This window comes from Ralstonia sp. RL, from assembly GCF_001683835.1.
GTDB classification, from domain to species: Bacteria; Pseudomonadota; Gammaproteobacteria; order Burkholderiales; family Burkholderiaceae; genus Ralstonia; species Ralstonia mannitolilytica.
The window spans coordinates 1-23,283 of sequence record NZ_LWRX01000146.1 but is presented as its reverse complement, the minus strand read 5'-3'; the positions used below and the strand labels follow the sequence as shown (position 1 = coordinate 23,283).

Sequence of the window (23,283 nt, the reverse complement as noted above, 5' to 3'; positions counted from 1 at the left end):
GTGAAGGCGGCCGTACCGTCGGCGCCGGCGTCGTCGCCAAGATCATCGAGTAAGGCGGACTGATGCGCCGCTGCTGCCAAAGGGCGCGGCGCATCGTCGGGTTATCGCTCTTTCCATCTTCCGGCGGCCTGGCCGCCACGCTCTTTAAGGAAACATCATGCAGCAGAACCAAAAGATCCGTATCCGCCTGAAGGCTTTCGACTATCGCCTGATCGACCAGTCGGCCGCTGAGATCGTCGAGACCGCCAAGCGCACCGGCGCGATCGTCAAGGGCCCGGTGCCCCTGCCGACCCGCATCCAGCGTTTCGACGTCCTGCGTTCGCCGCACGTCAACAAGACCAGCCGCGACCAGTTCGAAATCCGTACGCATCAGCGCCTGATGGACATCGTCGATCCGACCGACAAGACTGTCGACGCGCTGATGAAGCTGGACCTGCCGGCCGGCGTGGACGTCGAGATCAAGCTGCAGTAAGCAAGACAACGCTGCCGGTTCGCCGGCAACGGGCGCGGACGGCGAGCCAGGTGCTCGCCGTTTTGCTTTTTGCCAAGAATGTTGTTCCGTGCGCGACGCCCGGACGGGAATCCGCCAATCGTGCTTGCGGATTGTCCGTAACCGGGATATAGTGTAGGGCTACCCCTTTAGTCAAGGGGAGTGGGCTGGCCATTTGGCCGTGCGCTGTCTCTTTAGGCGCGGCCCAGTTCAAGATTCGTAGTATCAATCAGCCCCGGCCAATCGCAGCTGGGAATGGAGCAAACCATGAGCCTTGGCCTTGTAGGTCGCAAGGTTGGCATGACCCGTATTTTCACGGACGACGGCGATTCGATTCCCGTCACCGTGCTCGAGGTCGGCGACAACCGCGTGACGCAAATCAAGACGGACGAGACCGACGGTTACACCGCGGTTCAAGTCACCTTCGGCACCCGCCGTGCCAGCCGCGTCACCAAGCCGCTGGCGGGTCATCTCGCCAAAGCCGGTGTGGAAGCGGGCGAAGTCATCAAAGAATTCCGAGTGGATGCCGCTCGTGCCGCAGAATTCCAGCCCGGCGCGAACATCAGCGTCGACCTGTTCGAAGTCGGTCAGAAGATCGACGTCCAGGGCGTGACGATTGGTAAGGGCTACGCCGGTACCATCAAGCGTTACAACTTCTCGTCGGGCCGCGCGTCGCACGGTAACTCGCGTTCGCACAACGTGCCGGGCTCGATCGGTATGGCGCAGGATCCGGGCCGTGTGTTTCCGGGCAAGCGCATGACCGGTCACATGGGTGACGTCACCCGTACCGTCCAGAACCTGGAAATCGCCCGCATCGACGCAGAGCGCAAGCTGCTGCTGGTCAAGGGCGCCATCCCGGGTGCCAAGGGCGGTCAAGTCATCGTCACGCCGGCCGTGAAGGCTCGCGCCAAGAAGGCATAAGGAGCAAACGCATGGAACTGAAGCTGCTCCAGGACAACGGTCAACTCGGCGCGGGTGTTGCTGCCTCGCCGGAAGTGTTCGGCCGTGATTACAACGAGGCCCTCGTTCACCAGATCGTCGTCGCTTACCAGGCCAACGCGCGCAGCGGCAACCGTAAGCAGAAGGATCGTGAAGAGGTCAAGCACACGACCAAGAAGCCGTGGCGCCAGAAGGGTACGGGTCGCGCCCGTGCAGGTATGAGCTCCTCCCCGCTGTGGCGTGGGGGTGGTCGTATCTTCCCGAACAGCCCGGAAGAAAACTTCTCGCAGAAGGTCAACAAGAAGATGTACCGCGCCGGCATGCGCTCGATTTATTCGCAGCTTGCCCGCGAAGGCCGCATCAACGTCGTTGACAGCCTGTCCGTCGAAGCCCCGAAGACCAAGCTGCTGGCCGACAAGTTCCGCGCCATGGGCCTGGATTCGGTGCTCGTGATTACCGATAACCTGGACGAAAATCTCTTCCTGGCATCGCGCAACCTGGCGCACGTGCTCGTGGTTGAGCCGCGTCACGCCGATCCGCTGTCGCTCGTGCACTACAAGAAGGTGCTCGTGACGAAGGGCGCCGTCGCGCAGATCGAGGAGTTGCTGAAATGACGCAAGTTGCCAAGAACGACCATCGCCTGATGCAGGTGCTGCTGGCACCTGTGGTGTCTGAAAAGGCAACCCTGGTGGCCGAGAAGAACGAGCAGGTCGTGTTCGAAGTGGCCCGCGACGCCAACAAGGGCGAAGTGAAGGCTGCCGTCGAACTGCTGTTCAAGGTCGAGGTCGAGTCCGTCCAGATCCTGAACCAGAAGGGCAAGCAAAAGCGCTTCGGTCGCTTCATGGGTCGTCGTGACCACGTGAAGAAGGCCTACGTTTCGTTGAAGCCGGGTCAGGAAATCAATTTTGAAGCGGAGGCCAAGTAATCATGGCACTCGTCAAAACCAAGCCGACATCGCCGGGCCGCCGCTCGATGGTGAAGGTCGTCAATCCCGACCTTCACAAGGGCGCGCCGTACGCTCCGCTGCTGGAAAAGCAAATCCAGAAGTCGGGCCGTAACAACAACGGCCACATCACCACCCGTCACAAGGGCGGTGGTCACAAGCACCACTATCGTGTGGTCGATTTCAAGCGTAACGACAAGGACGGTATTCCGGCCAAGATCGAACGCCTGGAATATGATCCGAACCGCAGCGCCAACATCGCGCTGGTCCTGTTCGCCGATGGCGAGCGCCGCTACATCATCGCCCCGAAGGGCGCCGTGGTCGGCCAGGCCATCGCCAACGGCTCGGAAGCGCCGATCAAGGCCGGTAACAACCTGCCGATCCGCAACATCCCGGTCGGTACGACGATCCACTGCGTGGAGATTCTGCCGGGCAAGGGCGCACAAATCGCCCGCTCGGCCGGTACGTCCGCCGTGCTGCTGGCTCGCGAAGGCATCTACGCTCAAGTGCGTCTGCGCTCGGGTGAGGTGCGTCGCGTGCACATCGAGTGCCGCGCCACCATCGGTGAAGTCGGCAACGAAGAGCATAGCCTGCGCCAGATCGGCAAGGCCGGTGCGACGCGTTGGCGCGGTATCCGCCCGACCGTCCGTGGTGTGGTGATGAACCCGATCGATCACCCGCACGGTGGTGGTGAAGGTCGTACCGCAGCTGGCCGTGATCCGGTGTCCCCGTGGGGCACGCCGACCAAGGGCTACCGCACCCGTCGTAACAAGCGCACGGACAGCATGATCGTCCAGCGCCGCCACAAGCGTTAATCGGTAGGTAGGAGCTAAGAAATGACTCGTTCCGTAAAGAAAGGTCCGTTCATCGACGCCCACCTGCTGAAGAAGGTGGAAGCGGCGGTGAGCAGCAAGGACAAGAAGCCCATCAAGACGTGGTCGCGTCGCTCGACCATTCTGCCGGACTTCATCGGCCTGACGATCGCCGTCCACAACGGCCGTCAGCACGTTCCCGTGTATGTCACGGAAAACATGGTTGGCCACAAGCTCGGTGAATTTGCGCTGACGCGCACGTTCAAGGGCCACGCTGCCGACAAGAAAGCGAAGCGATAAGGGGCAATCATGGAAGTTAAAGCGATTCATCGCGGCGCCCGTATCTCCGCACAGAAGACGCGTCTGGTTGCTGACCAGATCCGCGGTCTGCCGATCGAGCGCGCGCTCAACGTGCTGACGTTCAGCCCGAAAAAGGCGGCTGGCATCGTGAAGAAGGTGGTTGAGTCCGCCATCGCGAACGCCGAGCACAACGAAGGCGCCGACATCGACGAGCTGAAGGTCAAGTCGATCTACGTCGACAAGGCAACGTCGCTCAAGCGCTTCACCGCACGTGCGAAGGGCCGTGGCAACCGCATCGAGAAACAAACCTGTCACATCACTGTGACGCTGGGCAACTAAGGGGTCACGATGGGACAGAAGATTCATCCGACTGGCTTCCGTCTGGCTGTCAGCCGTAACTGGGCATCGCGCTGGTACGCCAGCAACACCCAGTTTGCGGACATGCTCAAGGAAGACATCGAGGTTCGCGAGTTTCTGAAGAAGAAGCTGAAGAACGCTTCGGTGGGCCGCGTGGTCATCGAGCGTCCGGCCAAGAATGCACGTATCACCATTTACAGCTCGCGTCCGGGCGTGGTGATCGGCAAGAAAGGCGAGGACATCGAACTGCTGAAGGCCGAGCTGCAGCGTCGCATGGGTGTGCCTGTGCACGTGAACATCGAAGAAATCCGCAAGCCGGAAGTCGATGCACAGCTGATCGCCGATTCGATCACGCAGCAGCTCGAGCGCCGCATCATGTTCCGCCGCGCAATGAAGCGCGCAATGCAGAACGCGATGCGCCTGGGTGCCCAGGGCATCAAGATCATGAGCTCGGGCCGTTTGAACGGTATCGAAATCGCCCGTACCGAGTGGTACCGCGAAGGCCGTGTGCCCCTGCACACGCTGCGCGCCGACATCGACTACGGCTTCTCCGAAGCGGAAACCACCTACGGCATCATCGGTGTCAAGGTGTGGGTGTACAAGGGCGACCATCTGGGCCGCAACGATGCGCCCGTCGTGGAAGAGCCGAAGGAAGATGAGCGCCGTCGCCGTCCGGGTCGCCCGGAAGGTCGCCGCCGTGAGGGCGAGGGCCGTCCGGCTGGTCAGCGCCGCGGTGCTGGCGCAGGTGCCCGTCGTGGCGCCGACGCCAAGACTGGAGAATAAACATGCTGCAACCGAAGCGTAGGAAGTACCGCAAGGAGCAGAAGGGCCGCAACACGGGTATCGCAACGCGCGGTAATGCGGTCTCTTTCGGCGAGTTCGGCCTGAAGGCGATGGGCCGCGGCCGTCTGACGGCACGTCAGATCGAGTCGGCCCGTCGTGCGATGACCCGTCACATCAAGCGTGGCGGCCGCATCTGGATCCGGATTTTCCCGGACAAGCCGATCTCGAAGAAGCCTGCCGAAGTCCGTATGGGTAACGGTAAGGGCAACCCGGAATACTACGTGGCTGAAATTCAGCCGGGCAAGATGCTGTACGAAATGGATGGCGTCGGTGAAGAACTGGCACGCGAGGCGTTCCGCCTGGCGGCCGCCAAGCTGCCGATCGCGACCAGCTTCGTGGTGCGTCAGGTCGGAACGTAAGGAGCACACACCATGAAAGCATCCGAACTGCGCGACAAAGATGTCGCCGGGCTGAACCAGGAGCTCTCCGAGCTGCTGAAGGCTCAATTTGGCCTGCGCATGCAAAAGGCGACGCAACAGCTGCAGAACACCAGCCAGCTGAAGAAGGTGCGTCGTGACATCGCGCGCGTCCGCACCGTGCTGGGCCAGAAGGGGAACCAGAAATGACTGAAGCCGCAACGTCCCTGAAGCGCACGCTCGTCGGTCGCGTTGTCAGCAACAAGATGGACAAGACCGTGACGGTCCTGGTCGAAAACCGCGTCAAGCATCCGCTGTACGGCAAGTACGTGGTGCGCTCCAAGAAGTACCATGCGCACGACGAAGCCAACCAGTACAACGAAGGCGACAAGGTTGAGATCACGGAATCGCGCCCGATCTCGCGCACCAAGTCGTGGGTGGTGTCGCGTCTGGTTGAAGCTGCACGCGTGATCTAAAACAACAGCGAAGTAGTTTGCTGTTGCAAGACCGAGATTATGTGATATAGTCTCGGTCTTTCCCTTTGTAAGGGTGTCGGCTGCATCGCAGTCGGCTCGGGTCGAGGGAAAAAAGAATGGGCCGGGCGGCGCTCGCCGTCGGGCAGCTACCGACTTCAAGTTGATCAACCCAATCGCGGCTGGCGCAATGCCAGCGGCCGGCGGGACCAAGACTGATCGCCTCCGCGCATTGTGTGCCTGGCGAATTAAGTTGGGACGAGAACACCATGATTCAGACAGAAAGCCGGCTCGAAGTGGCCGATAACACGGGTGCGCGTGAAGTCATGTGCATCAAGGTGCTGGGCGGTTCGAAGCGCCGCTACGCCAGCGTCGGCGACATCATCAAGGTCAGCGTCAAGGATGCTGCCCCGCGTGGTCGCGTCAAGAAGGGCGACATCTATAACGCCGTGGTGGTGCGTACCGCCAAGGGCGTGCGCCGTCCTGACGGCTCGCTCATCAAGTTCGACGGCAATGCCGCCGTGCTGCTGAACACCAAGCTTGAGCCGATCGGCACCCGTATCTTCGGGCCGGTCACTCGCGAACTCCGTACCGAGCGCTTCATGAAGATCGTGTCGCTCGCGCCGGAAGTGCTGTAATCGGAGGCCGCATGAACAAGATTCGCAAGGGCGATCGCGTCATCGTCCGCACCGGCAAGGACAAGGGTAAGCAAGGTACCGTGCTCGCTGTGCTCGGCGAGCACGTGACCGTGGAAGGCGTGAACGTCGCCAAGAAGCACGTGCGCCCGAACCCGATGCTGGGTACCACGGGTGGTGTGGTCGACAAGGTCATGCCCATCCATATTTCGAACGTTGCGCTCGTGGATGCCAATGGCAAGCCGTCGCGCGTCGGCATCAAGGTCGAAGGTGGCGTGAAGACGCGCGTACTGAAGACCACCGGTGCTGCCGTCGGCGCTTGATTCTGGGCGAGAGAGAGGAGTTGAGCATGACTGCGCGTCTGCAAGAGTTTTACAAAGAAAAGGTTGTGCCCGAACTGATCAAGCAGTTCGGCTACAAGTCCGTGATGGAAGTGCCGCGCATCACCAAGATCACCCTGAACATGGGTCTTGGCGAGGCTGTGAATGACAAGAAGGTCATTGAGCACGCCACTGGCGACCTCACCAAGATCGCGGGCCAGAAGCCTGTCGTGACGAAAGCCCGCAAGGCTATCGCCGGCTTCAAGATCCGCCAGGGTTACCCGATCGGCACGATGGTCACGCTGCGTGGCCAGCGCATGTACGAATTCCTGGACCGCTTCATCACCGTGTCGCTGCCGCGTGTGCGCGACTTCCGCGGTGTGTCCGGCAAGGCGTTCGACGGTCGTGGCAACTACAACATCGGTGTGAAAGAGCAGATCATTTTCCCCGAGATCGAGTACGACAAGATCGACGCGCTGCGTGGCCTGAACATCAGCATCACCACGACGGCGAAGAGCGACGAGGAAGCCAAGGCGCTCCTCAACGCATTCAAGTTCCCGTTCCGTAATTAAGGGGTTACCGTGGCTAAATTGTCTCTGATCGAACGCGAGAAGAAGCGTGCCAAGCTCGTGGCCAAGTACGCTGAAAAGCGCGCCGCTCTCGAAGCCATCGTGGCCGACCAAAGCAAGTCGGAAGAAGAGCGTTACGAAGCGCGTCTGAAGCTGCAGCAGCTTCCGCGCAACGCGAACCCGACTCGTCAGCGCAACCGCTGCTCGATCACCGGTCGTCCCCGCGGTACGTTCCGCAAGTTCGGCCTGGCGCGTAACAAGCTCCGTGAAATCGCCTTCAAGGGCGAGATCCCGGGTCTGACGAAAGCCAGCTGGTAATCACGCACAGGCTACAGGAGAAACAGTATGAGCATGAGCGATCCGATCGCCGATATGCTGACGCGTATCCGCAACGCGCAAGCGGTGGAAAAAGCGTCGGTGGTCATGCCGTCGTCGAAGCTGAAGGTGGCAATCGCCAAGGTCCTGAAGGACGAAGGCTACATCGACGAATTCGCCGTGACCGAGCAGGGTGGCAAGGCAACCCTGACGATTGGTCTGAAGTACTACGCCGGCCGTCCGGTCATCGAGCGCCTGGAGCGCGTCTCGAAGCCTGGTCTGCGCGTGTACAAGGGCCGTAACGAAATCCCGCAAGTGATGAACGGCCTGGGCGTTGCCATCATCTCGACCCCGAAGGGTCTGATGACGGATCGCCGTGCCCGCGCAACCGGTGTCGGTGGCGAAGTCATTTGCTACGTCGCCTAAGGGAGGGGAACCATGTCTCGCGTAGGTAAGGCTCCCATCGCGCTGCCCAAGGGCGCCGAAGTCAATTTCGCTGGTGGTCTGCTGACCGTCAAGGGCCCGCTGGGTACCCTGTCGCAGCCGATTCACGAGCTGGTCAAGGTCAACACCGACAACGGCACGATCACGTTCTCGCCCGCAGACGAGTCGCGTGAAGCCAATGCGCTGCAAGGCACGATGCGCGCCCTGACGGCCAACATGGTGAAGGGTGTGACGACGGGTTTCGAGCGCAAGCTGAACCTGGTCGGCGTGGGTTACCGTGCCTCGGTTCAGGGCAACGCCCTGAAGCTGCAACTCGGTTTCTCGCACGACGTGATCCATGAGATGCCGGAAGGCGTGAAGGCGGAAACGCCGACGCAAACCGAAATCATCATCAAGGGTTCGGACAAGCAGAAAGTTGGTCAGGTCGCCGCTGAAGTGCGTGGTTATCGCCCGCCTGAGCCGTACAAGGGCAAGGGTGTGCGCTACGCCGATGAGCGTGTGATCCTGAAGGAAACCAAGAAGAAGTAAGGGTGCACATCATGAACAAAAATGACTCGCGTCTGCGCCGTGCACGTCAGACCCGCCTGAAGATTGCGGAACTGAACGTCGCCCGTCTGGCTGTGCACCGTACGAACCTGCACATCTACGCGCAGGTCTTCTCGGAAGACGGCACCAAGGTCCTGGCTTCGGCCTCGACGGCGGAAGCCGAAGTCCGCAAGGAATTGAACGGCAACGGTGGCAACACCGCTGCCGCCACCTTGGTGGGTAAGCGTATCGCCGAGAAGGCGAAGGCTGCCGGCATCGAAGCCGTGGCGTTCGATCGCTCGGGTTTCCGTTATCACGGTCGCGTGAAGGCACTGGCTGACGCGGCACGCGAAGCTGGCCTGAAGTTCTAAGCCGGCATAGAGGATATCGTCATGGCAAAAATTCAACCGAAGGTCCAAGGGGACGAACGCGACGACGGTCTTCGCGAGAAGATGATCGCGGTCAACCGCGTGACCAAGGTGGTCAAGGGCGGCCGTATTCTCGGTTTCGCCGCACTGACCGTGGTGGGTGACGGCGACGGCCGTATCGGCATGGGCAAAGGCAAGGCCAAGGAAGTGCCCGTGGCCGTGCAGAAGGCAATGGACGAAGCCCGTCGCAAGATGGTTAAGGTTCCGCTGAAGAACGGTACGCTCCAGCACGAAGTGGTTGGCAAGCATGGCGCCGCCAAGGTGCAGATGATGCCTGCAAAGGACGGTACTGGTGTGATCGCCGGTGGTCCGATGCGCGCCATCTTCGAAGTGATGGGCGTGACGAACATCGTGACCAAGTCGCACGGTTCGACCAATCCTTACAACATGGTGCGCGCAACGCTGGACGGCCTGCGCAAGATGAGCACCCCGGCTGAGATTGCTGCCAAGCGTGGCAAGTCGGTCGAAGAGATCCTCGGCTAAGCCGAAGGGATAGGTGAACGATATGTCGCAGAAAACCGTGAAAGTCCAACTCGTGCGCAGCCTGATCGGCACGCGCGAAGACCATCGCGCTACGGTGCGTGGTCTGGGCCTGCGCCGCCTGAACTCGGTGTCCGAATTGCAGGACACGCCCGCAGTGCGCGGCATGATCAACAAGGTGTCCTACCTGGTCAAGGTCATCGGCTAAGGGAAGACGGAGAAGAGCATGCAACTGAATAACCTGAAGCCGGCAGCCGGCTCCAAGCACGCCAAGCGCCGCGTTGGTCGCGGTATTGGCTCGGGCCTGGGCAAGACGGCTGGCCGTGGTCACAAGGGTCAGAAGTCGCGTTCGGGTGGTTTCCACAAGGTCGGCTTTGAAGGCGGCCAGATGCCCCTGCATCGTCGTCTGCCCAAGCGTGGTTTCACCTCGCTGACAAAGGAATTCACCGCTGAAGTGCGTCTGGGCGACCTGGCGGGGCTGCCGATCGAGGAAATCGATCTGCTGTCCCTCAAGCAAGCCGGCCTGGTGGGCGAGATGGTCAAGAGCGCCAAGGTGATCCTGTCGGGCGAAATCGACAAGAAGGTGACCCTGAAGGGTATCGGCGCAACGGCTGGGGCGAAGGCCGCAATCGAAGCAGCTGGTGGCTCGCTGGCTTAATCGCCTGCTGTTTCACACTGACGGAGCATCCGTTTGGCCACGGCGAAACCTAATGTGATGGCCCAGGCCAAGAACACGGCCAAGTACGGCGATCTTCGCCGTCGGCTCATGTTCCTGGTGCTGGCACTGCTGGTGTACCGGATCGGCGCGCACATTCCCGTGCCGGGTATCGATCCGGATCAACTGGCGCAGCTCTTCCAACGGCAGTCGGGCGGCATCCTCGGGATGTTCAACCTGTTCTCCGGCGGTGCGCTGTCGCGGTTCACGGTGTTTGCGCTGGGGATCATGCCGTACATCTCGGCGTCGATCATCATGCAGCTGCTGACGATCGTGCTGCCGCAGTTGGAGTCGTTGAAGAAGGAAGGTCAGGCCGGCCAGCGCAAGATCACGCAGTACACGCGCTACGGTACGGTGGTCCTGGCAACCTTCCAGGCGCTCGGCATTGCCGTGGCGCTCGAGGCGCAGCCGGGCCTGGTGTTGGATCCGGGCCTGATGTTCCGTGCCACCGCGGTGATCACGCTGGTGACGGGCACGATGTTCCTGATGTGGCTGGGTGAGCAGATCACCGAGCGTGGTCTGGGCAACGGCATCTCGATCATCATCTTCGGCGGGATCGCAGCGGGTCTGCCCAACGCGATCGGCGGGCTGTTTGAGCTGGTGCGCACGGGTTCGATGGGGATTTTCTCCGCGATCCTGGTGGTGGCGATCATTGGCGCGGTGACGTATCTGGTGGTGTTCATCGAACGCGGCCAGCGCAAGATCCTCGTCAACTACGCCAAGCGGCAGGTTGGTAACAAGATTTATGGCGGTCAGTCGTCGCATCTGCCGCTGAAGTTGAACATGGCCGGGGTGATTCCGCCGATCTTCGCATCGTCGATCATTCTGTTCCCGGCCACGATCGCGGGCTGGTTTACGGCCGGCAACTCGACGAATCCGGTTGCACGGTTCGTCAAGGATCTGGCGGCAACGCTGTCGCCGGGTCAGCCGGTGTACATCCTGCTGTATGCGGCGGCGATCATCTTCTTCTGTTTCTTCTACACCGCGCTGGTCTATAACAGCCGCGAGGTTGCAGATAACCTGAAGAAGAGTGGGGCGTTCATTCCGGGTATTCGTCCGGGCGAGCAAACCACGCGGTATATCGACAAGATTCTGGTGCGTCTGACCCTGGCGGGTGCGATCTACATCACGCTGGTGTGTCTGCTGCCGGAGTTCTTGGTGCTGCGCTGGAATGTGCCGTTCTACTTTGGTGGGACGTCGCTGTTGATCATCGTGGTGGTCACGATGGACTTCATGGCGCAAGTGCAGTCCTACGTGATGTCTCAGCAGTACGAGTCTTTGATGAAGAAGGCGAATTTCAAGGGTAACTTGACGCTCCGCTAGGAGCGGTCGCACGAAGCTGAAGGGACATGGCTAAAGACGACGTGATCCAGATGCAGGGTGAGGTGCTGGAAAACCTCCCCAACGCGACGTTCCGCGTCAAACTGGAAAACGGCCACGTAGTGTTAGGCCATATTTCCGGCAAGATGCGAATGCATTACATCCGCATCTTGCCCGGGGACAAGGTGACGGTCGAATTGACCCCGTATGATCTGTCCCGCGCGCGCATCGTATTCCGGGCGAAGTGAGCGGACTGGAATTGAAGGAAGAGGAAAATCATGAAAGTGCTGGCTTCTGTTAAGCGCATTTGCCGCAACTGCAAAATCATCAAGCGCAAGGGCGTGGTGCGTGTGATCTGCTCGTCGGACCCGCGTCATAAGCAGCGCCAAGGCTAATTTCGCAAAGAGGATTGACGAATGGCACGTATCGCAGGGGTCAACATCCCCAACCACCAACATACCGTGATCGGCCTGACGGCTGTGTACGGTATCGGCCGCTCGCGCGCTCAGAAGATTTGCGAGGTGACCGGTGTCCCGACCGACAAGAAGGTCAAGGACCTGACGGACGCTGACCTGGAAAAGCTGCGTGACGAAGTCAACAAGTTCACCGTCGAAGGCGATCTGCGCCGTGAAACGACGATGAACATCAAGCGCCTGATGGATCTGGGCTGCTATCGTGGCGTGCGCCATCGCAAGGGCCTGCCGATGCGCGGTCAGCGTACCCGCACCAATGCCCGTACCCGCAAGGGTCCGCGCAAGGCCGGCGTTGCGCTCAAGAAGTAATCCGTCGGGTAAAGGATAGGAACTATGGCAAAAGCAGCGAATACCGCCGCCCAGCGCGCGCGCAAGAAGGTTCGCAAGAACGTCGCCGACGGCATCGCGCACGTTCACGCGTCGTTCAACAACACGATCATCACGATCACCGACCGTCAGGGCAATGCCCTGTCGTGGGCGACGTCGGGTGGCCAGGGCTTCAAGGGCTCGCGCAAGTCGACGCCGTTCGCCGCTCAGGTGGCTGCTGAGAGTGCTGGCCGCGTGGCGCAGGACCAAGGTATCAAGAACCTGGAAGTGCGCATCAAGGGCCCGGGCCCGGGTCGTGAATCGGCCGTGCGCGCACTGAACAACCTGGGTATCAAGATTCAGGTGATCGAAGATGTGACGCCGGTGCCGCACAACGGCTGCCGTCCGCCGAAGCGCCGTCGCATCTAAGTGATTCGGCCGGCCGCGCCAGTTGCTGGCGAGGTCGGTCTGCGGGTGCTATACTTGCCCGCTTGCCTGTCTTCCGGATTGTTCTGGAAGGCGGGTTTCGTCTTTTCATAAGCCCACTGTTCGTCATGGCTCCGGTTGGAGCCCGATGACGGACCGTCCGCAGAGTTTGTGCTGCGGATGACTGAAAACAAAGGAACGCAACGTGGCACGCTATACCGGCCCCAAGGCGAAACTGTCTCGCCGCGAAGGTACTGATCTTTTCCTGAAGAGCGCACGTCGCTCGCTCGCCGACAAGTGCAAGCTGGACAGCAAGCCTGGTCAGCATGGCCGTACCTCGGGGGCGCGCACTTCCGACTACGGCAACCAACTGCGTGAAAAGCAGAAGGTCAAGCGCATCTACGGCGTGCTGGAGCGTCAATTCCGCCGCTACTTCGCCGAAGCCGACCGCCGCAAGGGCAACACGGGTGAAACCCTGCTGCAACTGCTGGAGTCGCGTCTGGACAACGTCGTCTACCGCATGGGCTTCGGCTCGACCCGCGCTGAAGCGCGCCAGCTGGTGTCGCACAAGGCGATCCTGGTCAACGGTCAGGCGCTGAACGTGCCGTCGGCCCAGATCAAGTCGGGCGACGTGATCGCCGTTCGCGAAAAGTCGAAGAAGCAAGTGCGTATCGCTGAATCGCTGTCGCTGGCTGAGCAGACCGGTTTCCCGAGCTGGGTGACCGTCGATGCGAAGAAGATGGAAGGCATCTTCAAGCAAGTCCCGGATCGTGCAGATATCGCCGGCGACATCAACGAAAGCCTGATCGTCGAACTGTATTCGCGTTAATGACGACGCCCGTACCGGAAGGTGCGGGTTCGTGCGCCTTTTGGGGACGCTCATCGTCTACAACATTGTGGTCGTGTGCCGAAAGTCTTTAGGCGCCGCAGCAATCCGAATCGCTACGTGCCGCAACGCGTTTGCGGCACGTGCGTCTTCCGTCGCGGGGTTCGCGATGGAATCTTTCCAGTCCAATCCGTCAGCCTTATCGGTGTAACGAGCCGAGGGTATTGAAACAGGACAACCTACATGCAAACAGCACTCCTGAAGCCCAAAATTATTGCGGTTGAGCCGCTTGGCGATCATCACGCGAAGGTCGTCATGGAACCGTTCGAGCGCGGCTATGGCCACACGCTCGGCAACGCGCTGCGCCGCGTGCTGCTGTCGTCGATGGTCGGCTATGCCCCGACCGAAGTCACGATCGCTGGGGTCGTCCACGAATATTCCACCATCGATGGCGTGCAGGAAGACGTCGTCAACCTGCTGCTGAACCTCAAGGGCGTGGTGTTCAAGCTGCACAACCGTGATGAAGTCACGGTGTCGCTGCGCAAGGAAGGCGAGGGTGTGGTGACGGCCGCCGATATCGAGCTGCCGCACGACGTCGAGATCATCAACCCGGGCCACGTGATCGCCAACCTGTCGGCTGGCGGCAAGCTGGATCTGCAGTTGAAGGTCGAGCAGGGCCGCGGCTATGTGCCGGGCAACGTGCGCAAGTTCGGCGACGAGTCGAGCAAGGTCATCGGCCGCATCGTGCTGGACGCCTCGTTCGCACCGGTGCGCCGCGTGTCGTACGCGGTGGAGTCTGCCCGTGTGGAGCAGCGTACCGACCTCGACAAGCTGGTCATGAACATCGAGACCAACGGCGTGATCTCGCCGGAGGAAGCGATTCGCCAGTCGGCTCGCATTCTGGTGGATCAACTCTCGGTGTTCGCTGCCCTGGAAGGCACCGAAAGCGCCGCAGAGGCCGCCGCTGCCCGCGCTCCGCAGATCGACCCGATCCTGCTGCGCCCGGTTGACGACCTCGAGCTCACGGTGCGTTCGGCCAACTGCCTGAAGGCTGAAAACATCTACTATATCGGCGACCTGATCCAGCGTACCGAGAACGAGCTGCTCAAGACCCCGAACCTGGGTCGCAAGTCGCTCAACGAGATCAAGGAAGTCCTCGCTTCGCGTGGCCTGACGCTCGGCATGAAGCTCGAGAACTGGCCGCCCGCAGGTCTCGAGAAGTAAATTGCAGTTGTCGGCCGGTGCCTGTGCATCGGCCGTTTTCCCGTCGCTGCGGTCTGAGCGGCATAGTCAAGGCTACCGGCCCGCGCCTCGTCAGGGGCGATAGAAGAGCTGGTCAAACACTCTTAAGAAGGAATCATCATGCGTCACCGTCATGGTCTGCGGAAACTGAACCGCACCTCGTCGCACCGTCTCGCGATGCTGCGTAACATGTCCAACTCGCTGTTCCAGCACGAGCTGATCAAGACCACCCTGCCGAAGGCCAAGGAGTTGCGCAAGGTTGTCGAGCCGCTCATCACGTTGGCCAAGAAGGACACCGTTGCAAACCGCCGCCTGGCATTTGCCCGTCTGCGCGACCGCGATATGGTCACCAAGCTGTTCACGGAACTGGGCCCGCGCTACGCGACCCGTCCGGGCGGCTACACCCGCATCCTGAAGTTCGGCTTCCGCCAGGGCGACAACGCGCCGATGGCGCTGGTCGAGCTGGTCGATCGCCCGGAAGTTGCCGAGGCTGTGGAAGCCGAAGCGGCTGCTGAGTAAGGTCAGCCGAAGTTCGCCGCTGCGACATGGCGTCGCGGCGGGGGCTACGAAAAATGCGTGCCTCGGCGCGCATTACAATGAAGCCAGGACTTACGTCCTGGCTTTTTTGTTGCCTGCCGCAACCGACATGTCGCCCCATGGCGCTGATGGAGGCTCTATGCCCGCTGGAACCGATGTACTGCTTGTGCTGACCAACCTGCCGAATGTGGATAGCGCGGATCGTGTCACCCGGGCCGTGTTGGAATCCCGCATGGCCGCTTGCGTCAACCGGTTGCCGGCGTGCATGTCGTCGTACTGGTGGAACGGCGCGATCGAGCACGCGACCGAGATCCCGCTTCTGATCAAGACGACGCAGGCGGTGTACCCGGCGCTGGAAGCGGTGTTGCGCCAGGCGCATCCCTACGAGGTGCCGGAACTCATCGCCGTGCCGGTGACGGCGGGCTTGCCGGCGTATCTTGCGTGGGTAGCTGAAGAAGCTTCGCCGCCGCCCTCTGTCTGACGTCTGATTGTTGTTGATATGACCTCGTCTTCGTTCCTGTCCGCGCGGCGCATGCTGCAATGGCTCGTGCTGCTCGTCTTGGTGGCGCTTTTGCGGGTTCCCGCGCATGCCGCTGACGACTTCCTGCCGCCGGAGCAGGCTTTCCGTTTTTCGGCGACGCAGGTGGACGGGCAGACCGTCGAGGTCCGCTTCGGCATTGCCGATGGCTATTACATGTATCGCGAGCGCTTTGCCGTGGGCGCCGAACCGGCCACCGTCACGCTGGCCCCGCTCGACATGCCGCCCGGCAAGGTCAAATTTGACGAGACCTTCAACAAGGACGTCGAGACGTATCGCCATGAGGTTGCCTTCCGCGTGAAGGCACTGAATGCAGACTCGCCGTTCACGATGATCGTGACCTCCCAGGGCTGCGCGGACCAGGGTCTATGCTACCCGCCGATGAAGAGCCGGTTCCAGGTGCGTCCGTCGCCTGCCTCAGCCGTACCCATGGCGCCGACTGCCGCGGCGGCAGACAGCACCGAACCGGAGGGCAAGCAAGGACGCATTGCCAGCACACTGGACAGCGGCAACCTCGGCGCGATCGCTGCGCTGTTCTTTGGTTTGGGCTTGCTGCTGACCTTTACGCCGTGTGTGCTGCCGATGCTGCCGATCGTGTCGGCCATCGTTGTGGGGGAGCACGCCACGCGTATGCGCGCGGCACTGGTGTCGGTGGCGTACGTGCTCGGCATGGCCGTTGTTTATACGGCGCTGGGCGTGGCTGCCGGGCTGGCAGGCCAGGGGCTGCAGGCAGCGTTGCAGAATGCCTGGGTGCTGGGTGCCTTTGCGCTGCTGATCGCGTTGCTGTCGTTGTCGATGTTCGGCTTGTACGAACTGCAGCTGCCGGCGGCGTGGCATCACCACCTGACGCAGGCGTCCAACAAGCTGAGCGGCGGCCAGGTGGTGGGAGCGGCCGTCATGGGCGCGCTGTCTGCCTTGATTGTGTCCCCTTGCGTCACCGCGCCCTTGGCGGGAGCGCTCGTGTACATCTCGCAAACCGGCAACGCGGCCGTGGGCGGTATGGCGCTGTTCGCGCTGTCTATCGGGATGGGGATTCCGCTGATTCTCGTCGGTGTGGGCGCTGGCAATCTGCTGCCGCGTTCGGGGCGTTGGCTGGTCGTCACCAAGGCGGTCTTCGGCTTCATCCTGCTGGCGGTGGCCTGGTACATCGTGCAGCCGGTCGTGCCTGCGTGGATGGCGATGGTCGGCTGGGGTACGCTGCTGATCGGCGCGTCCGTGTTTCTGCGGACGTTCGATTCGCTGCCCGACGGCGCCGGCAACCTGCAACGCCTGGGCAAGGTGATCGGCATGGTGCTGGCGCTGGCCGGCGTGGCACAGCTGTTGGGCGTGGCCGCAGGCGGGCGCGATCCGCTGCAGCCGTTGGCGGGCGTGCTGCGCACCTCGGCGATGACGAACGCACCGGCGTTGACCTTCAAGCGCGTGAAGAGCGTGACCGAGCTCGATGCCGAAGTGCGCAACGCCAGTGCAGCCGGCAAACCTGTGATGCTCGACTTCTACGCCGACTGGTGCGTGAGTTGCAAGGAGATGGAGCACCTGACGTTCACCGATGCGCGGGTGCGCGCGGCGCTCGCCGAGGTGGTGTTGCTGCAGGCGGACGTCACGGCCAACACTGCAGATGACCAAGCACTGCTCAAGCGCTTTGGCCTGTTCGGCCCGCCGGGGACCGTCTTCTTTGATGTGCGCGGCAGCGAGGTACAAGCCCGGGTGATCGGCTTTCAGCGTGCCGACACGTTCCTCGCCAGCCTGCGCCGCGCACTCGGCACGGCACAGGCGGCGAAACCTTCCACCTGATCATCAGGCTCGCAGCAGACGGGCGGCGTCCAGTGCGAAGTACGTCAGGATGCCGTTTGCGCCGGCACGCTTGAACGCCAGCAGTGATTCCAGCACGACCTTGTCGTGATCCAGCCAGCCGTTCTGCGCGGCGGCTTTCAGCATCGCGTATTCCCCGCTGACCTGGTACACGTACGTCGGGAAGCGGAATTCGTCCTTCACGCGGCGCACGATGTCGAGATACGGCATGCCGGGCTTGACCATTACCATATCGGCGCCCTCGGCGATGTCGAGCGCCACTTCGCGCAGCGCCTCGTCCGAATTGGCCGGATCCATCTGGTAGGTCATCTTGTTGCCCTTGCCCAGGTTCGCGGCCGAACCCACGGCATCCCGGAACGGGCCGTAGAACGCCGATGCGTACTTGGCGGCGTACGCCATGATGCGCGTGTAGATGTGGTTGTCGTGCTCCAGCGCCAGGCGGATCGCACCGATGCGGCCGTCCATCATGTCTGACGGAGCGACGATGTCCACGCCGGCTTCAGCCTGCACCAGCGCCTGGCGCGTGAGGATTTCCACCGTCTCTTCGTTGAGCACGTAGCCGTTGTCATCGAGCACGCCGTCCTGGCCGTGGCTCGTGTACGGGTCGAGCGCCACGTCGGTCAGGATGCCTAGCTCGGGAAAGCGCGCCTTGAGCGCCTTCACGGCGCGCGGGATCAGGCCGTCTGCGTTGGTCGCCTCGATGCCGTCCGGCGTCTTGAGCGACGGTTCGATGACCGGGAACAGCGCGAGCACCGGAATGCCCAGTTGCACGCACTGCTCGGCGACGCCCATCAGCACATCGATCGACACCCGCTCGACGCCCGGCATGGACGGCACGGCCTGGCGTACGTTGCTGCCTTCAAGGATGAACACAGGGTAGATCAGATCGTCGGGTGTGAGGCGCGACTCGCGCATCATGCGGCGGGAGAAATCGTCGCGGCGCATGCGGCGCGGACGATGGTCGGGGAAGCTCGAAATCATGTCAGCAGACTCTAAGAACACACTGTGAACTTTGAAAACTTTCTTGGCGATTATCCCTCTTACGCACGGACAATGCGCCAGCGACGCTGATGCAGCGTCCCCCGCGGCTCCTCCCTGACGCGGGTTCCCATCGATGGCTCGATGGGGTCGTTATCCCCGTTGCGCGTCTGGCGACGGGGTTTTTTTTGCCTTCGTGGCCGGCGGCACGGGCTCGGAGGCTTCGGGCAGGCACAGCCAGCCTGCGACAATTCGCTGCGCTTCTTCGATGCCGCGGCGCTTCAGGCTCGAGAACAGCTGCACCGTCAGCGATACATCGCCGTCGGTCTGCGCCTGATAATCCTTCAGTACCTTGCGCGCCCCCATCAGCGAGCGTGAGGCATCGTTGTTGGTCAGCTTGTCCGCCTTGGTGAGCAGCACGTGGATCGGCTTGCCCGTCGGCAGGAACCACTCGACCATCTGGCAATCGAGGTCGGTGAAGGGCCGGCGTGCGTCCATCATGATGACCAGGCCGGCAAGTTGCGGGCGGGTCTGGACGTAGTCGCCGAGCAGGTGTTCCCAGTGCGACTTCGCTTCGCCCGGCACCTCGGCATAACCATAGCCCGGCAGGTCGACGAGGAAGCCGAGCGGGTCTTCCGCCTTGGCCGGCATGACCGAGAAATAATTGATGTGCTGCGTGCGGCCGGGCGTCTTGCTCGAGAACGCCAGCCGCTTCTGGTTGCACAGGATGTTGATCGCGGTGGACTTGCCCGCGTTCGAGCGGCCCGCAAACGCCACCTCCGGCACGGCCGTTGGCGGAAGATCGCGCAGATGATTGACGGTGGTAAAGAAACGGGCTTGATGGAGGAGCGACATGCGCGGCGAACCTTGTAGACTGCGGTGTTGAAACTGCGTAGATGCTGCGCCGCTAGGTCGCATTGCAGAAGGGTTATTGTACAATACGCCGGTTTACGGACGTCCCCGCCAGATCCGTCGCAGGACCGCCCCGAGGCCCGGGCCGGTCCGTTTTCATGTGCCGATCTGGCAAGAGGAGAAGGGGATGCCGCGCGCCGCAGGGTCGGGCCGAAGTGTGTGGCATTAGGCGGCGCACGCAGCATTCGAAAACAATCTAAACAAGGTGTGCGAATGAACCGCATCGCGAACGTTGTTGCTGTCGCAGCGCTGTCCCTGGCATCGGCCTTTTCCGTGGCCTACGCTGCCGAGCAGAAAGTCGCCAAGGCTGACGCCGCCCGCGGCGAGACGCTCTTCAATACCGGTATCCCGGCCAACGGCGTGCCGGCCTGTACCAGCTGCCACGGCGCCGGCGGCAACAGCGCGATGAACGTCAACCCGAAGCTGGCCGGTCAGCACGCCGAATACATCGAAAAGCAGCTCAAGGATTTCAAGGCCAAGACCGAGCGCAACCAGCCGGTCATGTCGCTCTACGCGAGTGCGCTCTCCGAGCAGGATATGAAGGACATCGGTGCCTACCTGGGCAAGCAGGCCGCCTGGAAGCCCGGCTCGGCCAAGAACAAGGACACCATCGAACTGGGCCAGAAGCTGTATCGCGGCGGCGATGCCAAGCGCGGCATCGCAGCGTGCGCGGGCTGCCACGGCCCGACCGGCGCCGGCATCCCGGCGCAGTACCCACGCATCGCTGGCCAGTTCGCCGAATACACCGAGGCCCAGCTGGTGGCGTTCCAGAACGGCACGCGCAAGAACAGCGTGCAGATGCACGACCTAGCCAGCCGCATGACGGCCGAGCAGATCAAGGCCGTGGCGGATTACATTGCCGGCCTGCGCTAATCTGTCGCACCCGGCCGTCAATTGACGGTCGCACAATCCATAAGAAAAACAGGGTGGCAATGCGCCTGGCATCGCCACCCTGTTTTCGTTTCTGAATAGCGTTGTCCCGCATGTCTTCTGCCTCCACCTCCGGCGTTCAGATCCGCACCCGCCGCCGCGCGCTGCGCGAGACGGTCGAGTTGCTGTCGTCGATGCGCTTTGCCATCAGCCTGCTGACGGTGATCGCCATTGCCAGCGTGATCGGCACGGTGCTCAAGCAGAACGAGCCCTATCCGAACTACGTCAACCAGTTCGGGCCGTTCTGGGCCGACGTGTTCCGTTCGCTGTCGCTGCCGACGGTCTACAGCGCGTGGTGGTTCCTGCTGATCCTGGCGTTCCTGGTGGTGTCGACGTCGCTGTGCATCGTGCGCAATGCGCCGAAGATGCTCGCCGACATGCGCGCCTGGCGCGAGAACGTGCGTGAAGGCAGCCTGCGCGCGTTCCATCACAAGGACGAATTCGACGCGCCGGCCGATGCGGCCACCGTAACGGCCCGCCTTGCAGCACTCGCGCAGAACCGCGGGTTCCGCATCCGGGCGTTTGCACGCGACGGCGGCGCGACGCTCATCACCGCCAAGGCCGGCGCGGGCAACAAGATCGGCTACATCCTGGCGCATGCGGCCATCGTCATCATCTGCGTGGGCGGGCTGCTCGACGGCGACATGATGATCCGCCTGCAGATGTGGTTTGGCGGCAAATCGCCGATCAAGGGCAATGCGGTCATCAGCGAGATCGGCCCGGAGCATCGCCTGAGCACCGCCAACCCGGGCTTCCGGGGCAACGCCTTTGTGCCGGAAGGAGCAACGGTCGGCACGGCGATCCTGAACATTGGCGACGGGGCGCTCATCCAGGACCTGCCGTTCACCATCACGCTCAAGAAGTTCACCGTCGAGCATTACTCGACCGGCATGCCGAAGCTGTTCGCCAGCGACATCGTCGTGACGGACCGCCGCACCGGCAAGCAGACGGACGCACGCGTCGAGGTGAACAAGCCGTTCGTGTATGACGGCGTGGCGATCTATCAGTCGAGCTTCGAGGACGGCGGCTCCAAGCTCAAGCTCACAGGCTTTCCGATGCGCGGGGCGGAAGACAAGACCTTCGCCATGTCGGGCACCGTGGGCGAGAACGCGCGGCTCAGCGGCCACGGTACGGACTACACGGTGGAGTTCACCGATTTCCGGCTGATGAACATCGAGACCGTGACCGACGCCTCCGGCAAGCCCGACGCACGCGGCGTAGGCAAGCGCGGCGGCGATGCCGGAGGCTTGCGGGCCGAACTCGGCAACGCCACCCGGACCACGCGCGAGCGTGGCCTGCGCAATGTCGGTCCGTCGGTGCAGTACAAGCTGCGCGACGCGAACGGCCAGGCGCGCGAGTTCAGCAATTACATGCTGCCCGTTACGCTGGACGGGCAATCCGTGTTTCTCGCCGGCGTGCGCACGCAGCCCGACGAGCCGTTCCGCTACCTGCGCATTCCCGCCGACGCCCAGGGCACCGTGAACGACTGGATGCGCCTGCGCGCCGCGCTGCAGACTCCGGCGATGCGCGCAGAGGCGGCGCGCCGGTTCGCACTGCTGTCCATGCCCGGCGAGGACCGTGCAGAGCTGCGCAGGCAGCTGACGGAAAGCGCCCGGCGCGCCCTCGACCTGTTCGCGGGCGCCCCCGATGCGAAGGGCGATGCCCCGCAGGCGCAGGGCGGTTTCGCTGCGGTCGCCACCTTTCTGCAGAAGTCCGTCCCGGAAGCGGAGCGCGAGAAGGCCGCCGACGTCCTGATGAAGATCATCAACAGCTCGATGTGGGAACTGTGGCACCTCGCGCGGGCCCAGGCCGGCCAGGCCGCACCGGCGGTCGACGCGGCGAGCAGCCAGTGGCTGCAGAGCGCCATCAACGCGCTGTCGGACAGCGTGTTCTATGGTGCGCCTGTCTATCTGCAGCTCGCCGACTTCCAGCAGGTGCAGGCCAGCGTGTTCCAGCTCACGCGTGCGCCGGGCAAGAACATCGTGTATCTTGGGTCGTTGCTGCTGGTGCTGGGCGTGTTCTCGATGTTCTACGTACGAGAGCGCCGCTGGTGGCTGTGGATTCGGCCGCAACCCGGCGATACCACCTCTGGCGCACATGTGTTGACGGCCATGTCGACCACGCGCCGCACACTCGACTTCGACCGCGAGTTCGAGCGCCTCAAGCACGATGTCCGCGCCGCTGCCGGCATGGCGGACCCAAGCGGCGCCGCCAGTGCAGCGGATGCCGAGTCCAAACCAACGAAGTGAGCAGGCGATGGAAGCGACCACTCCTCCCCAAACCTCCGTGGCGAGCGCCGATCTTGGTGCGTTGCAGCGGCCGTCGTATTTTCGCCGCCTGGGCTGGTTCGACTGGCTGTTCGCGGTGCTGCTGGCTGCCGGCGCCGGCTACGCCTTCTCGCGCTACGGCAACTATATGGATGGCTACGAGCGTGGAATCCTCGCCGCTGCCGTCCCCGCATTCGCATGGCTGGGCTGGACGTGGAAGCCGGTGCGTGCCTTGATGATCGGCATCGCGGTGCTGGCGCTATTCGGCATCTCACAGTACAGCGGCGCCAATGGCCCTGAGCTTGCGCGCGCCGACCACGCCTTCTTCCTCAAGTATTTCCTCGCCAGCCAGTCGGCCATCTTATGGATGAGCGCGCTGATCTTCCTCTCGACGCTGTTCTTCTGGGCCGGGCTCGTGCTGCGTTGGGAAGCCGGCGGCGCCATCGGCAGCAAGCTGTGCTGGGCGGCGGTGGTGCTCGGCCTGACGGGCATGCTGGTGCGCTGGTATGAGTCGTATCTGGTGGGTGCGGATATCGGCCACATCCCGATCTCGAACCTGTATGAGGTGTTCATCCTCTTCACGCTGATCACCTCGCTGTTCTATCTGTATTACGAGCAGCGCTACAAGACGCGCGCGCTCGGGCCGTTCGTGATGCTCGTGGTGTCGGCCGCGGTGGGCTTCCTGCTCTGGTACACCGTGTCGCGCGGCGCGCAGGAGATCCAACCGCTGGTGCCGGCGCTGCAGAGCTGGTGGATGAAGATCCACGTGCCCGCC

36 protein-coding genes are annotated in these 23,283 nt (G+C 62.4%); 34 read left to right on the top strand and 2 right to left on the bottom strand.

From position 1 onward, the window contains the following. Nucleotides 1–157: 157 nt before the first annotated feature. From rpsJ to dsbD, 31 genes are all read left to right on the top strand, one after another. Nucleotides 158–472, top strand: a complete 315-nt coding sequence (rpsJ, locus tag A6M56_RS13635) for a 30S ribosomal protein S10 (protein WP_003264110.1) — start codon at nt 158–160, stop codon at nt 470–472. Nucleotides 473–757: 285 nt separating this feature from the next. Further along, entirely contained in the window at nt 758–1,411 is a 654-nt protein-coding gene (gene rplC, locus A6M56_RS13630) for a 50S ribosomal protein L3 (protein WP_082063008.1), read from the top strand. Nucleotides 1,412–1,422: 11 nt separating this feature from the next. Further along, nucleotides 1,423–2,043: a 50S ribosomal protein L4 gene (gene rplD, locus A6M56_RS13625; RefSeq protein ID WP_045785050.1), complete on the top strand. Its 621-nt coding sequence runs from the start codon at nt 1,423–1,425 to the stop codon at nt 2,041–2,043. Beyond that, on the top strand, nt 2,040–2,354 hold the full coding sequence (rplW, locus tag A6M56_RS13620) for a 50S ribosomal protein L23 (RefSeq protein WP_004634476.1): 315 nt from the start codon (nt 2,040–2,042) through the stop codon (nt 2,352–2,354). Before rplD ends, rplW begins: the two co-directional genes overlap by 4 nt. A 2-nt stretch (nt 2,355–2,356) precedes the next feature. Next, nucleotides 2,357–3,187 (top strand): 50S ribosomal protein L2, encoded by an 831-nt coding sequence (gene rplB / locus A6M56_RS13615; protein WP_045785049.1) that lies wholly within the window; start codon nt 2,357–2,359, stop codon nt 3,185–3,187. A 21-nt stretch (nt 3,188–3,208) separates the two neighbouring features. Further along, nucleotides 3,209–3,484: a 30S ribosomal protein S19 gene (gene rpsS, locus A6M56_RS13610; protein WP_045785048.1), complete on the top strand. Its 276-nt coding sequence runs from the start codon at nt 3,209–3,211 to the stop codon at nt 3,482–3,484. A gap of 9 nt (nt 3,485–3,493) precedes the next feature. After that, nucleotides 3,494–3,823, top strand: a complete 330-nt coding sequence (gene rplV / locus A6M56_RS13605) for a 50S ribosomal protein L22 (protein WP_003271370.1) — start codon at nt 3,494–3,496, stop codon at nt 3,821–3,823. Between the two features lie 9 nt (nt 3,824–3,832). Beyond that, nucleotides 3,833–4,624 carry a 30S ribosomal protein S3 gene (rpsC, locus tag A6M56_RS13600; protein ID WP_045785047.1) on the top strand — a complete coding sequence of 264 codons (792 nt, stop codon included), beginning with the start codon at nt 3,833–3,835 and terminating at the stop codon, nt 4,622–4,624. A gap of 2 nt (nt 4,625–4,626) precedes the next feature. Next, complete coding sequence (rplP, locus tag A6M56_RS13595) at nt 4,627–5,043, top strand: 50S ribosomal protein L16 (protein ID WP_003264123.1); 417 nt, start codon at nt 4,627–4,629, stop codon at nt 5,041–5,043. A gap of 12 nt (nt 5,044–5,055) precedes the next feature. Continuing rightward, nucleotides 5,056–5,250 carry a 50S ribosomal protein L29 gene (gene rpmC, locus A6M56_RS13590; protein WP_004634481.1) on the top strand — a complete coding sequence of 65 codons (195 nt, stop codon included), beginning with the start codon at nt 5,056–5,058 and terminating at the stop codon, nt 5,248–5,250. Continuing rightward, a complete protein-coding gene (gene rpsQ, locus A6M56_RS13585; RefSeq protein ID WP_045785046.1) occupies nt 5,247–5,516 on the top strand; it encodes a 30S ribosomal protein S17 in 270 nt (89 codons plus the stop codon). The genes rpmC and rpsQ overlap by 4 nt, the downstream gene beginning before the upstream one ends. A 266-nt stretch (nt 5,517–5,782) precedes the next feature. Next, on the top strand, nt 5,783–6,151 hold the full coding sequence (rplN, locus tag A6M56_RS13580) for a 50S ribosomal protein L14 (RefSeq protein ID WP_003264129.1): 369 nt from the start codon (nt 5,783–5,785) through the stop codon (nt 6,149–6,151). Nucleotides 6,152–6,162: 11 nt separating this feature from the next. Beyond that, nucleotides 6,163–6,471, top strand: a complete 309-nt coding sequence (gene rplX / locus A6M56_RS13575) for a 50S ribosomal protein L24 (protein ID WP_045785045.1) — start codon at nt 6,163–6,165, stop codon at nt 6,469–6,471. 26 nt (nt 6,472–6,497) lie between these two features. Then, nucleotides 6,498–7,040, top strand: coding sequence for a 50S ribosomal protein L5 (gene rplE, locus A6M56_RS13570; RefSeq protein WP_045785044.1), 543 nt, complete (start codon nt 6,498–6,500; stop codon nt 7,038–7,040). A gap of 9 nt (nt 7,041–7,049) precedes the next feature. After that, the gene (gene rpsN, locus A6M56_RS13565; protein WP_003264132.1) at nt 7,050–7,355 is read left to right on the top strand and encodes a 30S ribosomal protein S14; all 306 of its coding nucleotides are present in this window, start codon (nt 7,050–7,052) and stop codon (nt 7,353–7,355) included. Nucleotides 7,356–7,382: 27 nt separating this feature from the next. Next, nucleotides 7,383–7,778 carry a 30S ribosomal protein S8 gene (gene rpsH / locus A6M56_RS13560; protein WP_003271376.1) on the top strand — a complete coding sequence of 132 codons (396 nt, stop codon included), beginning with the start codon at nt 7,383–7,385 and terminating at the stop codon, nt 7,776–7,778. 12 nt (nt 7,779–7,790) lie between these two features. Further along, nucleotides 7,791–8,324, top strand: a complete 534-nt coding sequence (gene rplF / locus A6M56_RS13555) for a 50S ribosomal protein L6 (protein WP_045785043.1) — start codon at nt 7,791–7,793, stop codon at nt 8,322–8,324. 11 nt (nt 8,325–8,335) lie between these two features. Next, on the top strand, nt 8,336–8,692 hold the full coding sequence (rplR, locus tag A6M56_RS13550) for a 50S ribosomal protein L18 (RefSeq protein ID WP_009241896.1): 357 nt from the start codon (nt 8,336–8,338) through the stop codon (nt 8,690–8,692). A gap of 21 nt (nt 8,693–8,713) precedes the next feature. Then, on the top strand, nt 8,714–9,232 hold the full coding sequence (gene rpsE / locus A6M56_RS13545) for a 30S ribosomal protein S5 (RefSeq protein WP_013211230.1): 519 nt from the start codon (nt 8,714–8,716) through the stop codon (nt 9,230–9,232). 22 nt (nt 9,233–9,254) lie between these two features. Further along, nucleotides 9,255–9,437 (top strand): 50S ribosomal protein L30, encoded by a 183-nt coding sequence (gene rpmD, locus A6M56_RS13540; protein WP_006576229.1) that lies wholly within the window; start codon nt 9,255–9,257, stop codon nt 9,435–9,437. Nucleotides 9,438–9,455: 18 nt separating this feature from the next. Continuing rightward, nucleotides 9,456–9,887 (top strand): 50S ribosomal protein L15, encoded by a 432-nt coding sequence (gene rplO, locus A6M56_RS13535; RefSeq protein ID WP_024977880.1) that lies wholly within the window; start codon nt 9,456–9,458, stop codon nt 9,885–9,887. Nucleotides 9,888–9,944: 57 nt separating this feature from the next. Further along, the gene (gene secY / locus A6M56_RS13530) at nt 9,945–11,267 is read left to right on the top strand and encodes a preprotein translocase subunit SecY (protein WP_045785042.1); all 1,323 of its coding nucleotides are present in this window, start codon (nt 9,945–9,947) and stop codon (nt 11,265–11,267) included. Between the two features lie 26 nt (nt 11,268–11,293). Beyond that, on the top strand, nt 11,294–11,512 hold the full coding sequence (gene infA / locus A6M56_RS13525) for a translation initiation factor IF-1 (RefSeq protein ID WP_003264140.1): 219 nt from the start codon (nt 11,294–11,296) through the stop codon (nt 11,510–11,512). A 30-nt stretch (nt 11,513–11,542) separates the two neighbouring features. Then, on the top strand, nt 11,543–11,659 hold the full coding sequence (gene rpmJ / locus A6M56_RS13520; RefSeq protein WP_003264141.1) for a 50S ribosomal protein L36: 117 nt from the start codon (nt 11,543–11,545) through the stop codon (nt 11,657–11,659). A 21-nt stretch (nt 11,660–11,680) separates the two neighbouring features. Next, nucleotides 11,681–12,046 carry a 30S ribosomal protein S13 gene (gene rpsM, locus A6M56_RS13515; RefSeq protein ID WP_045785041.1) on the top strand — a complete coding sequence of 122 codons (366 nt, stop codon included), beginning with the start codon at nt 11,681–11,683 and terminating at the stop codon, nt 12,044–12,046. 24 nt (nt 12,047–12,070) lie between these two features. Next, nucleotides 12,071–12,472, top strand: coding sequence for a 30S ribosomal protein S11 (gene rpsK / locus A6M56_RS13510; RefSeq protein WP_011002900.1), 402 nt, complete (start codon nt 12,071–12,073; stop codon nt 12,470–12,472). A 202-nt stretch (nt 12,473–12,674) separates the two neighbouring features. Further along, entirely contained in the window at nt 12,675–13,298 is a 624-nt protein-coding gene (gene rpsD, locus A6M56_RS13505; RefSeq protein WP_045785040.1) for a 30S ribosomal protein S4, read from the top strand. A gap of 240 nt (nt 13,299–13,538) precedes the next feature. After that, nucleotides 13,539–14,519 carry a DNA-directed RNA polymerase subunit alpha gene (locus A6M56_RS13500; protein WP_004634508.1) on the top strand — a complete coding sequence of 327 codons (981 nt, stop codon included), beginning with the start codon at nt 13,539–13,541 and terminating at the stop codon, nt 14,517–14,519. A gap of 138 nt (nt 14,520–14,657) precedes the next feature. Then, nucleotides 14,658–15,056: a 50S ribosomal protein L17 gene (gene rplQ / locus A6M56_RS13495; protein ID WP_045785039.1), complete on the top strand. Its 399-nt coding sequence runs from the start codon at nt 14,658–14,660 to the stop codon at nt 15,054–15,056. A gap of 157 nt (nt 15,057–15,213) precedes the next feature. Then, nucleotides 15,214–15,555: a divalent-cation tolerance protein CutA gene (gene cutA, locus A6M56_RS13490; RefSeq protein WP_102080166.1), complete on the top strand. Its 342-nt coding sequence runs from the start codon at nt 15,214–15,216 to the stop codon at nt 15,553–15,555. An 18-nt stretch (nt 15,556–15,573) separates the two neighbouring features. After that, a complete protein-coding gene (gene dsbD, locus A6M56_RS13485; protein ID WP_102080165.1) occupies nt 15,574–17,403 on the top strand; it encodes a protein-disulfide reductase DsbD in 1,830 nt (609 codons plus the stop codon). Nucleotides 17,404–17,406: 3 nt separating this feature from the next. Here dsbD and hemB read toward each other — a convergent pair whose 3' ends face one another. Then, nucleotides 17,407–18,399, bottom strand: a complete 993-nt coding sequence (hemB, locus tag A6M56_RS13480) for a porphobilinogen synthase (protein WP_496113498.1) — start codon at nt 18,397–18,399, stop codon at nt 17,407–17,409. 153 nt (nt 18,400–18,552) lie between these two features. Next, nucleotides 18,553–19,254, bottom strand: a complete 702-nt coding sequence (gene yihA / locus A6M56_RS13475) for a ribosome biogenesis GTP-binding protein YihA/YsxC (protein ID WP_045785035.1) — start codon at nt 19,252–19,254, stop codon at nt 18,553–18,555. A gap of 270 nt (nt 19,255–19,524) precedes the next feature. Between yihA and A6M56_RS13470 the strand changes: the two genes are divergently transcribed. The 3 genes from A6M56_RS13470 to ccsA form a co-directional block, all read left to right on the top strand. Beyond that, nucleotides 19,525–20,184, top strand: a complete 660-nt coding sequence (locus A6M56_RS13470; protein WP_045785034.1) for a c-type cytochrome — start codon at nt 19,525–19,527, stop codon at nt 20,182–20,184. 110 nt (nt 20,185–20,294) lie between these two features. Beyond that, on the top strand, nt 20,295–22,490 hold the full coding sequence (locus A6M56_RS13465) for a cytochrome c biogenesis protein ResB (RefSeq protein WP_102080164.1): 2,196 nt from the start codon (nt 20,295–20,297) through the stop codon (nt 22,488–22,490). Between the two features lie 7 nt (nt 22,491–22,497). After that, a partial coding sequence (gene ccsA / locus A6M56_RS13460; protein ID WP_286758186.1) for a cytochrome c biogenesis protein CcsA occupies nt 22,498–23,283 on the top strand: 786 nt, incomplete at its 3' end.

Coding starts and splice junctions, on each gene's coding strand:
- rpsJ (WP_003264110.1), top strand. CDS start 158: ATGCAGCAGAACCAAAAGATCCGTATCCGCCTGAAGGCTTTCGACTAT.
- rplC (WP_082063008.1), top strand. CDS start 758: ATGAGCCTTGGCCTTGTAGGTCGCAAGGTTGGCATGACCCGTATTTTC.
- rplD (WP_045785050.1), top strand. CDS start 1,423: ATGGAACTGAAGCTGCTCCAGGACAACGGTCAACTCGGCGCGGGTGTT.
- rplW (WP_004634476.1), top strand. CDS start 2,040: ATGACGCAAGTTGCCAAGAACGACCATCGCCTGATGCAGGTGCTGCTG.
- rplB (WP_045785049.1), top strand. CDS start 2,357: ATGGCACTCGTCAAAACCAAGCCGACATCGCCGGGCCGCCGCTCGATG.
- rpsS (WP_045785048.1), top strand. CDS start 3,209: ATGACTCGTTCCGTAAAGAAAGGTCCGTTCATCGACGCCCACCTGCTG.
- rplV (WP_003271370.1), top strand. CDS start 3,494: ATGGAAGTTAAAGCGATTCATCGCGGCGCCCGTATCTCCGCACAGAAG.
- rpsC (WP_045785047.1), top strand. CDS start 3,833: ATGGGACAGAAGATTCATCCGACTGGCTTCCGTCTGGCTGTCAGCCGT.
- rplP (WP_003264123.1), top strand. CDS start 4,627: ATGCTGCAACCGAAGCGTAGGAAGTACCGCAAGGAGCAGAAGGGCCGC.
- rpmC (WP_004634481.1), top strand. CDS start 5,056: ATGAAAGCATCCGAACTGCGCGACAAAGATGTCGCCGGGCTGAACCAG.
- rpsQ (WP_045785046.1), top strand. CDS start 5,247: ATGACTGAAGCCGCAACGTCCCTGAAGCGCACGCTCGTCGGTCGCGTT.
- rplN (WP_003264129.1), top strand. CDS start 5,783: ATGATTCAGACAGAAAGCCGGCTCGAAGTGGCCGATAACACGGGTGCG.
- rplX (WP_045785045.1), top strand. CDS start 6,163: ATGAACAAGATTCGCAAGGGCGATCGCGTCATCGTCCGCACCGGCAAG.
- rplE (WP_045785044.1), top strand. CDS start 6,498: ATGACTGCGCGTCTGCAAGAGTTTTACAAAGAAAAGGTTGTGCCCGAA.
- rpsH (WP_003271376.1), top strand. CDS start 7,383: ATGAGCATGAGCGATCCGATCGCCGATATGCTGACGCGTATCCGCAAC.
- rplF (WP_045785043.1), top strand. CDS start 7,791: ATGTCTCGCGTAGGTAAGGCTCCCATCGCGCTGCCCAAGGGCGCCGAA.
- rplR (WP_009241896.1), top strand. CDS start 8,336: ATGAACAAAAATGACTCGCGTCTGCGCCGTGCACGTCAGACCCGCCTG.
- rpsE (WP_013211230.1), top strand. CDS start 8,714: ATGGCAAAAATTCAACCGAAGGTCCAAGGGGACGAACGCGACGACGGT.
- rpmD (WP_006576229.1), top strand. CDS start 9,255: ATGTCGCAGAAAACCGTGAAAGTCCAACTCGTGCGCAGCCTGATCGGC.
- rplO (WP_024977880.1), top strand. CDS start 9,456: ATGCAACTGAATAACCTGAAGCCGGCAGCCGGCTCCAAGCACGCCAAG.
- secY (WP_045785042.1), top strand. CDS start 9,945: ATGGCCCAGGCCAAGAACACGGCCAAGTACGGCGATCTTCGCCGTCGG.
- infA (WP_003264140.1), top strand. CDS start 11,294: ATGGCTAAAGACGACGTGATCCAGATGCAGGGTGAGGTGCTGGAAAAC.
- rpmJ (WP_003264141.1), top strand. CDS start 11,543: ATGAAAGTGCTGGCTTCTGTTAAGCGCATTTGCCGCAACTGCAAAATC.
- rpsM (WP_045785041.1), top strand. CDS start 11,681: ATGGCACGTATCGCAGGGGTCAACATCCCCAACCACCAACATACCGTG.
- rpsK (WP_011002900.1), top strand. CDS start 12,071: ATGGCAAAAGCAGCGAATACCGCCGCCCAGCGCGCGCGCAAGAAGGTT.
- A6M56_RS13500 (WP_004634508.1), top strand. CDS start 13,539: ATGCAAACAGCACTCCTGAAGCCCAAAATTATTGCGGTTGAGCCGCTT.
- rplQ (WP_045785039.1), top strand. CDS start 14,658: ATGCGTCACCGTCATGGTCTGCGGAAACTGAACCGCACCTCGTCGCAC.
- cutA (WP_102080166.1), top strand. CDS start 15,214: ATGCCCGCTGGAACCGATGTACTGCTTGTGCTGACCAACCTGCCGAAT.
- dsbD (WP_102080165.1), top strand. CDS start 15,574: ATGACCTCGTCTTCGTTCCTGTCCGCGCGGCGCATGCTGCAATGGCTC.
- yihA (WP_045785035.1), bottom strand. CDS start 19,254: ATGTCGCTCCTCCATCAAGCCCGTTTCTTTACCACCGTCAATCATCTG.
- A6M56_RS13470 (WP_045785034.1), top strand. CDS start 19,525: ATGAACCGCATCGCGAACGTTGTTGCTGTCGCAGCGCTGTCCCTGGCA.
- A6M56_RS13465 (WP_102080164.1), top strand. CDS start 20,295: ATGTCTTCTGCCTCCACCTCCGGCGTTCAGATCCGCACCCGCCGCCGC.